1 rRNA gene is annotated in these 311 nt (G+C 62.4%); it reads left to right on the forward strand.

Going from position 1 to position 311, the window contains the following annotated elements:
- Nucleotides 1-117: ribosomal RNA gene (locus QSK36_RS43245) — 16S ribosomal RNA — on the forward strand; the annotation flags it as partial.
- Nucleotides 118-311: the final 194 nt, after the last annotated feature.

A 311-nucleotide genomic window follows, 5' to 3' on the forward strand; every position in this document is an offset into this window, starting at 1 on the left:
ACCCGAAGCCCGTGGCCCAACCACTTGTGGGGGGAGCGGTCGAAGGTGGGGCTGGCGATTGGGACGAAGTCGTAACAAGGTAGCCGTACCGGAAGGTGCGGCTGGATCACCTCCTTTCTAAGGAGCATCTGGCCGGCTCGGTTGGTGCTGTCACGCGGGTTGCCTGTGTGATGGTGTCGAGTTCGGTCCATGCCGGGTTCAGGGGCGAATGTTCCCTGCCTGGTGCGCTCATTAGTGGAGCACTGGTTATTCGGGTCGGCCGGTTCTGGTCGTCTGGTGAGTACCGCCGCGAGTTGATCGCGGAGTGGGAA

Source organism: Microbispora sp. NBRC 16548 (genome assembly GCF_030268985.1).
Classification (GTDB): domain Bacteria; phylum Actinomycetota; class Actinomycetes; order Streptosporangiales; family Streptosporangiaceae; genus Microbispora; species Microbispora catharanthi.